This window comes from Bradyrhizobium sp. 23, from assembly GCF_023073295.1.
Taxonomy (GTDB): Bacteria; Pseudomonadota; Alphaproteobacteria; order Rhizobiales; family Xanthobacteraceae; genus Bradyrhizobium; species Bradyrhizobium canariense_D.
On sequence record NZ_JADPJF010000039.1, the window covers coordinates 106,791 to 107,264 of the forward strand.

Consider the following 474-nt stretch of genomic DNA (forward strand, 5'->3'; position numbering starts at 1 on the left):
GCGCTGAAAGCCTTGCGCAAGGGGGCGACATGGTCGGCCGGCGAGCCGCTGCCGGATGAAAATGATCTGGCCGGGTTCTTGAAGAGCCAGCCGGTCGAGACTGATGTCATCGACAGCAGGACCACTGCGGCAACGATAAAGGAGGCTGCTCGCACCCTCCGCCGGCAATACATCCGTCCCTACATCGCGCACGCTTCGATCGCACCGTCCTGTGCGATGGCCCGATGGGACGGCGATCGTGTCCATGTCTGGACCCACAGCCAGGGCGTCTACCTGCTGCGCGCCGACCTCGCGATCGTGCTCAAGCTGCCGGCAGAAAACATCGTGGTCGAGCACATAGAAGGCGCGGGCTGCTACGGACATAATGCCGCCGACGACGTCGCGCTGGATGCCGTGCTGCTGGCGAAGGCTGCCGGCGGCCGTCCGGTGCGGGTGCAATGGTCGCGCCACGACGAGATGGCCCACGCACCGTTC

1 protein-coding gene is annotated in these 474 nt (G+C 65.6%); it reads left to right on the forward strand.

What is annotated here, in order from left to right; translation table 11 throughout:
* Positions 1–474, forward strand: a 474-nt coding sequence (locus IVB32_RS09105) for a molybdopterin cofactor-binding domain-containing protein (protein WP_247410229.1), incomplete at both ends; no start/stop codon positions are given.